Origin of the sequence: Streptomyces sp. NTH33, assembly GCF_003236365.1 — a bacterium.
Taxonomy (GTDB): Bacteria; Actinomycetota; Actinomycetes; order Streptomycetales; family Streptomycetaceae; genus Streptomyces.
Genome location: NZ_POTZ01000373.1, coordinates 1 through 6,850, shown reverse-complemented (window position 1 = coordinate 6,850; position 6,850 = coordinate 1). Strand labels below are relative to the sequence as shown.

Annotated in this window: 8 protein-coding genes and 1 pseudogene; 7 read left to right on the top strand and 2 right to left on the bottom strand. The window is 72.0% G+C overall.

Annotated features, from left to right (window positions below):
* Positions 1 to 271 (top strand): DNA glycosylase AlkZ-like family protein (locus C1I97_RS27665; protein WP_146608311.1); only part of this gene is annotated, 271 nt, incomplete at its 5' end.
* Between the two features lie 51 nt (positions 272 to 322).
* Here C1I97_RS27665 and C1I97_RS27660 read toward each other — a convergent pair.
* Entirely contained in the window at positions 323 to 637 is a 315-nt protein-coding gene (locus C1I97_RS27660) for a hypothetical protein (RefSeq protein WP_111005868.1), read from the bottom strand.
* Positions 638 to 900: 263 nt separating this feature from the next.
* On the opposite strand from C1I97_RS27660, the gene C1I97_RS27655 reads away from it, so the two are divergent.
* The 4 genes from C1I97_RS27655 (at position 901) to C1I97_RS27640 (ending at position 4,887) form a co-directional block, all read left to right on the top strand.
* A complete protein-coding gene (locus C1I97_RS27655; protein WP_111005867.1) occupies positions 901 to 1,263 on the top strand; it encodes an arsenate reductase family protein in 363 nt (120 codons plus the stop codon).
* Positions 1,264 to 1,384: 121 nt separating this feature from the next.
* On the top strand, positions 1,385 to 2,086 hold the full coding sequence (locus tag C1I97_RS27650) for a hypothetical protein (protein ID WP_111005866.1): 702 nt from the start codon (positions 1,385 to 1,387) through the stop codon (positions 2,084 to 2,086).
* A 71-nt stretch (positions 2,087 to 2,157) separates the two neighbouring features.
* A complete protein-coding gene (locus C1I97_RS27645; RefSeq protein ID WP_111005865.1) occupies positions 2,158 to 3,159 on the top strand; it encodes an SDR family oxidoreductase in 1,002 nt (333 codons plus the stop codon).
* Positions 3,160 to 3,345: 186 nt separating this feature from the next.
* Complete coding sequence (locus C1I97_RS27640) at positions 3,346 to 4,887, top strand: DUF1996 domain-containing protein (RefSeq protein WP_111005864.1); 1,542 nt, start codon at positions 3,346 to 3,348, stop codon at positions 4,885 to 4,887.
* Positions 4,888 to 4,976: 89 nt separating this feature from the next.
* Here the strand turns inward: C1I97_RS27640 and C1I97_RS27635 are convergent, their stop codons facing one another.
* Positions 4,977 to 5,381, bottom strand: coding sequence for a hypothetical protein (locus tag C1I97_RS27635; RefSeq protein ID WP_181446947.1), 405 nt, complete (start codon positions 5,379 to 5,381; stop codon positions 4,977 to 4,979).
* Between the two features lie 116 nt (positions 5,382 to 5,497).
* Between C1I97_RS27635 and C1I97_RS27630 the strand changes: the two genes are divergently transcribed.
* Together C1I97_RS27630 and C1I97_RS27625 are read left to right on the top strand one after the other, a co-directional pair.
* Positions 5,498 to 6,040, top strand: coding sequence for a tetratricopeptide repeat protein (locus C1I97_RS27630; RefSeq protein WP_111005862.1), 543 nt, complete (start codon positions 5,498 to 5,500; stop codon positions 6,038 to 6,040).
* A 49-nt stretch (positions 6,041 to 6,089) separates the two neighbouring features.
* Positions 6,090 to 6,850, top strand: a pseudogene (locus C1I97_RS27625) (hypothetical protein); the annotation flags it as partial.

The window sequence follows — 6,850 nt, the reverse complement described above, 5'->3', positions numbered from 1 at the left end:
GGACTGGTACCTCCCGCCGGAGCTGTGGCCTTCCCTGTTCGACCGCAGCGGCAACGTGGGCCCGACGGTGTGGTGGGACGGCCGGGTGATCGGCGCCTGGGCCCAGCGCCCCGACGGCGAGATCGTCTGGCGGATCCTGGACCGGGAGGGGGTGGGCGCGGAGGCGGAGACGGCGATCGCCCGGCAGGCGGAGAGCCTGCGGAGCCTGCTGGGCCCGACGAGGGTCACACCGCGCTTCCGGACACCGCTGGAGAAGGAGTTGGCGGCATAGGACAGGACTCACCGGGCACCCCGCGCCCGCGGGGCACCCGGCGGTTCCGGCTCAGCGCGAGTACCGCATCAGCGCCCGCACCATGTGGCACGTCGTGTCCGACGGCGGGTGGATACCGATGAGTTCCGCGGTGCTGCGGATCGTCTCGTCGCGGGCCTGGTGCGGCAGGTAGACGCCCGAGTCGAGCAGGGCGATGGCGAGGCGCATCGCCTTCAGGCGGCGGTTGTGGGTGACGTACCACTCGCGCGGACGCCCGGCCGGCAACGGCCGCTTGTGCACGGGCTCGTAGGGCAGGTCGAGCAGGACGGGACGCTTCGCGGTGGACTGGGTCGGCAGCGGCTTCGGCTTCAGTGCGGTAGCGGGCACAGGCATCCTCCTGTCCGGTGGGAGCGCCGTGGAAGGCTTCCCGCGGCGCTCTCGAACACTGCTTCCAGTTTACTGCCCGGCGCTGACATCAGGGGGTCCACGGAGCCCGTGAATATGCAGGTCGGACGACTGATTGGCGTCCTGTCACAGCTGCTTCGCACGAGGTGCGCGAGGCGCCAGAAATTCGAACAGGCCGTTCCGTCGGAGCCGTGTGCGGGCGGCGGCGGGGGCGTCCGGTGGACACCTGTGGATACCTTGGACGCATGGAGATCTGGATCAATCCGGCCTGTTCCAAGTGCCGCAGCGCGATCAGCCTGCTCGACGCCGAGGGCGCCGACTACACCGTCCGCCGCTACCTGGAGGACGTGCCGACCGAGGACGAGATCCGGGAGGTGCTCGACCGCCTCGGGCTGGAGCCGTGGGACATCACCCGGACGCAGGAGGCCATCGCGAAGGAGCTCGGGGTGCGGCAGTGGCCGCGGGACGCCGGTGCGCGTGACCGCTGGATCGCGGCGCTGGCCGAACACCCCAAGCTGATCCAGCGGCCGATCATCACCGCCGACGACGGCACGGCGGTGGTGGCGCGGACGGAGGAGGCGGTGCGGGACGCGCTCGGGCGGAAGTGAGCCCTCGCCGACCCGGCTGTGACGCAGGTTACGCCGGCCGGCTCCCGCGACCGCTGAGCAACCTCGTCCGGCATCTCGTACCTAGCGGCGTACGCTCCCCTACCTCTTGGAGGAGGCGCGCATGTCGCGCAGGAGAACTCTCAGCACGAAGAAGAAGGTCGCGCTGCTGGTCAGCGCCGCGGCGGTGGCGGGAGGCGGGGCCTTCGCCCTGGCGGCCACGTCCAACGCCGCGCAGCCGGACGGCCCGCGGACCCTGTCCGCCGGTGACTCGGTGGTCTGTCAGGGGCTCGCCACCGCACTCGGCAACAACCAGAAGTTCATCGAGGACCAACGCGCCAACCCGGACGCGCAGTCCGAGGCGCGGATCGCCAACCGCGAGGCGGTCATCGAGGAGATCAAGCGCAAGCAGGCCGCGTCCGGGTGCACGGCGGGGGAGTCGGCTCAGGGCTCCCAGGCCGGGCAGCAGGGCGGTCAGCAGGCCGGCCAGCAGGCGGGTGGACAGGCCGGTCAGCCGGACGGTGGCGGTCAGCAGGCCGGCGACGCCGGGAACGCGGGCGGTGGCGCCGCGGCGTCCGGCCAGCAGGTGTGCCAGGGCTCCACCGTCACCCTCTCGGGCGAGGGCGGTGCGCCTGCGGCGTCCAGCAACCAGTTCCCGGCGGGTACGACGCTGAAGGTCACCAACCTGGACAACGACAAGTCCACCACGGTGAAGGTCACGTCCGTCTCCGGCAGCTGCGTCCTGCTCAACGACGCGGCCTTCGAGGAGGTCCGCGAGCCCGGCAAGTTCCTGATCCGCCGCGCGCTGATCGAAAAGGTGGGCTGACGCCCGCCCCGAACTCTGCCCTCGGCAGAGTTCGGTTCCGTCCCACGACCGCGCAGGGCACAGTCACCGGCATGAGACTTCTGATGCTGGGTGGTACGGAGTTCGTGGGACGGGCCGTGGCCGAGGCGGCCCTCCGGCGCGGCTGGGAGGTGACCGTCTTCCACCGGGGACGGCACGAACCTCCGGCCGGGGTGCGGTCGTCGCACGGCGACCGCACCGCCGCCGAGGGGCTCGCGGCGCTCACGGACGGCGAGTGGGACGCCGTCGTCGACACCTGGTCGGCCGCGCCCCGCGCGGTCCGGGACGCGGCGCGGCTGCTGCGGGACCGCGCCGGGCGGTACGTGTACGTGTCGAGCTGCTCGGTGTACGCCTGGGCCCCACCCGCCGACTACACCGAACAGGCGCCTCTGGTCGAGGGCGCACGGCCCGACGCGGACGCCACCGACTACCTCCGGGACAAGCGGGGTGGCGAGCTGGCGGCGGTGGAGGCCTTCGGGACGGACCGCTCGGTGCTCGTCCGGGCCGGGCTGATCCTCGGGCCGTACGAGAACGTCGGCCGGCTGCCGTGGTGGCTGACCCGGATCGCCCGCGGCGGCCCGGTCCTCGCGCCCGGGCCGCGCGACCTGCCTCTGCAGTACGTCGACGCCCGCGACCTCGCCGCGTGGATCCTCGGCGCGGTGGAGCGGGAGCTGAACGGTCCGTACAACCTGCTGAGCCCGCAGGGCCACACGACCATGGGCGAGTTCCTGGACGCCTGCGTACGGGCCACCGGCGCGGACGCCGACCTGCGCTGGACCGCACCGGACACGATCCTGGCCGCCGGCATCGAACCGTGGACCCAGCTCCCTGTCTGGGTACCGCCGGCCGGCGAGGCCCACAACGCCCTGCACCGTGCCGACGTCTCCCGGGCCCTCGCCACCGGCCTTCACTGCCGCCCCGTCACCGAAACGGTCACCGACACCTGGACGTGGCTGCAGGACATCGGCGGCACGGCACCGCAGCGCCCGGACCGGACCCTCAAGGGGCTCGATCCGGCGCTGGAGGCGAGGGTGCTCGGAGCCTCCGGCCGCTGACCACTTCAGGTGAGGCAGGAGCAACTGACCGTGTAGAAGCGGCAGTTGAAACGCGTTCGGCCCAAGAAACCCGTATCAATTCGCGAGTCGGCTGAACACTCCCGGGACCGCGTCCGTATGGAAGGGAGCCGCTTCACTCCTGTCGGGCGCCTCGATGCTGCCCCGCAAGGAAGTCAGAGGAGTTCCATGGGACGCAACACACGAAAACGCCGTATGCCGCTGGCCACCAAGGTCATAGCCGGGACGGCGGCCCTAGCGCTCGGTGGGGGCGGGCTGGTCTGGGCGAACTACTACGCTTCCGCGCACGAGTCGAAGAACAACGCGTGGGGCAACCAGACGAAGGCCGCGAGCGCGCAGGTCGCGACGATCTCGTGCCCGGACATCGGCCAGAAGCTCACCGACGTGCCGCAGCAGGCCCGTGGGGAGGTCGACGGCGAGCTCGCCACGCTCGACCGCCAGATCACCGACGCCTACCAGCGTCTGGCGACCACACGGGACGCCCAGGCCAGGGACGCGAGTTTCGTCCAGAACTCCATTCTGGGCCCGCTGAAGGACCGGCGGAAGGTGATCATCGACCGGATCAAGCTGGAGATCAACCGGGCGGGTGGCAACGCCCCCGGCGACCTGGACAACCTCGCCAACTGCACCGGCACCCCCGCGGACCAGACGACCGCGGGCGGCGGCCAGGACGGCCAGGACGGCCAGGACGGCCAGAACAACGACGGTCAGCAGGGCGGCCAGGACAACGGTGGCCAGGACAACGACGGTCAGCAGGGCGACAACGGCCAGGGAGGCATCGGCGGTCAGGCCGGCAACGGCCCGGTCGCGGCGGACTTCGTCGACATCACCACGGTCCAGCCCAACGTCCCGCCGAAGCCGCGCAAGAACCGCAACGCCTCGACCGGTTCGTTCACCACGCGCTGCGGTGTGAACGCCAACGGGAACCACAACACCGACAACGTGATCGTGGCGCCCGGCGTGAAGAACGGCGCGCACCACCTGCACGACTACGTCGGCAACCAGAAGATCGACGCGTTCGCCAGCAACGACACGTTCCTGCAGGGCGGCACCAGCTGCCAGAACAAGAACGACCTGTCGTCGTACTACTGGCCGGTGGTCCGCGTCCAGGACGGCTCGCAGGCCTTCGACCAGGACGCGGACGGCGGTGGCAAGGAGGGCAACGTCGGCCGGATCCTGAAGCCGCTCCAGGCCCAGATCAAGTACGTCGGCAGCCCGACCGGCAAGGTCGTCCCGATGCCGCAGTTCCTGCGCATCATCACCGGTGACGCCAAGACCACGACCAACGGTCTGGCGAACGCCAACGCGCACTGGAGCTGCACCGGCTTCGAGAACAAGGTCCAGCTGACGGAGCAGTACCCGATCTGTCCGCAGGGCAGCAGGATGGTCCGTACGTTCGCCTTCCAGAGCTGCTGGGACGGGCAGAACACCGACAGTGCCAACCACCGTACGCACATCGACTTCGCCGACGCCAATGGCAATTGCAAGAACGGCTTCAAGCGGATCCCGCAGCTGACGATGCGCCTGGTCTACGACGTGCCGCGGCCGACGATCGAGAACGGTGCGGTGAAGAACGCGTACGCGGTGGACGGCTTCCCGGAGCAGCTCCACAAGGCGCACACCGACCACGACGACTTCATCAACATCACCAAGGGCGGCCTGGCGAACAAGATCGCCAACTGCATCAACTCGGGCCGGAACTGCCAGTGACGCGACCGGGCCGGTGACCCGGTGAAGAAGGCCGGCGGCGGGAGATCCCGCCGCCGGCCTTCGCCGTGTGCGCGCCCCGCGCGCGGGACTCAGCCGCCGTGGGCGCTGTGGTCGGTGCCGACCTCCACGTCGCCGCCGAGGGTGCCGCGCAACGCGGTGACCACGCTGTTGTCGCCGACGGCGACCCACTTGCGGCCGACGAGGTAGAAGCCGCCGTAGTCCTTGGCGTCGTTCATCCACTCGCGCTGGCCGCGGTCGGTGGAGAAGGTGGCGAGGACGAACTTGCCGCTGGCGTTGGTGCAGATCGCCTGCCGGATCGTGTCGGCGTCGGTCTGCATGTCCGGCTCGCACTTCACCTCGGCGGCCAGGCTCTCCAGGCTGCCGGTCGCCGTCGGCGGCACCTTCGCCTCCCCGCCGCTCCCGGAGCCGCACCCCGCCAGCGCCAGCACCGCCGCGGCCCCGGCCACCGCGAGCATCGGTCGGGTCACCCTCATCTGTTCCTCCGGTCGCTTCCGGCCCTCGGTTCCCACCGGCACGCCCGACGAGCATGCCGCACAGACCCCCGCGCGGGGGCCACCCTCCGATACGGCCCAAAGGCGCCCAGCACTCAATGCGGTGGCCCGCGACGGCACGCGCGTGCGAAGGTGATCCGGTGAACCAGGACTGGGAAGACCGTGTGGCCGCCGCCTGGGCCCGCTTCGACGACTGCTCCGAGGACGAGGCCCCCGCGTTCCGGGCGGTGATCGACGCCCTTGCCGCCGAGCTGCCGGACGGCAGCCCGCTCGGCCCGTTCGAGCGGGCCTGCGCCTGGGACTCCACCGGCCGCTCGGACCTGGCGGTGCCGCTGTACCGGGAGGCGCTGGCCCGCGGGCTGAGCGGTTACCGGGGCCGCCGGGCGAAGATCCAGCTGGCCAGCTCGCTGCGGAACATCGGGGAGCCGGAGGAGGGCGTCAAACTGCTCACGCCCGAACTGGACGCGCCGTCGGACGAGCTGGACGACGCGGTCCGGGCGTGCCTGGCCCTGTGCCTGTCCGGTCTCGGCCGCGACCGCGAGGGGCTCTCCCTCGTGCTCGGCGCCCTCGCACCCCATCTGCCCCGGTACCAGCGGTCGATGGCGAACTACGCCCGGCTGCTGACCGAGCCGGAGGACTGAGTCCACGGGGCGGCGGTGACCAACGGGCGTCCCGCTCGTTTGGCTGGGCGTGCAGTCACAGGATGTCGCCCCGCACCACTCGTCCTCCTCCGGGCCGGTCGTCGACGTCGAGCGGGCCGAGGCCGCGCTCGTCGAGCACTACCCGCGGCTGGTCCGGCTCGCGTACCTGGTGCTGCCGCCGGGGCTCGGGCGGCAGCGGCGGGTGCTGAGCGCGCACGCGCTCGTGCAGCGGGCGCTGCCGCGCGGGCGGTCGGCGTCCGGGGCCCCGGTCCACCCGGGCGGCCGCGAGACCGACCCGGGGTACGCCTTCGTACGGCTCCAGGTGCTGCGTACGGCGCTGGAGGCGGGCCGGCCGCTGAGGCGTACGGTGTGGCCCAAACGCGCCCAACTGCCGCCGCTGCTGCCCACGGTGTGGGGTCTGCGGCTGTTCCCGCGCTCGGGCGGCGCCGACGAACTCGCCCTGGACCAGCGGCTGGCGTCCCTGTCCGGGCCGGCCCGCGCCGCCTATGCGCTGCGCGGCCTGGAACGGCTCCCGGACCCCGTGGTGCACGAACTGTTGACGGCCGCGGGCGTGACCGACCCCGGCGCCGCGCTGCGCCAGGCCGACCATGTGCCCGGCCACTACGCGCTGCTGGAGTCCCCCGAGTTCGACCCCTGCTCGCTGCAGGCCCGCCCCACCGACCTGATGCGGCGCAGGCAGCACAGCAGGGCCGCGCTCGCCGGCGTCGCGGCCCTCGCCGTGTGCGGCACCCTCGTCGCCCTGCCCCACGGCGGCTGGGGCCCCGACGGCGCCGCCGCCCCGGTGTACGC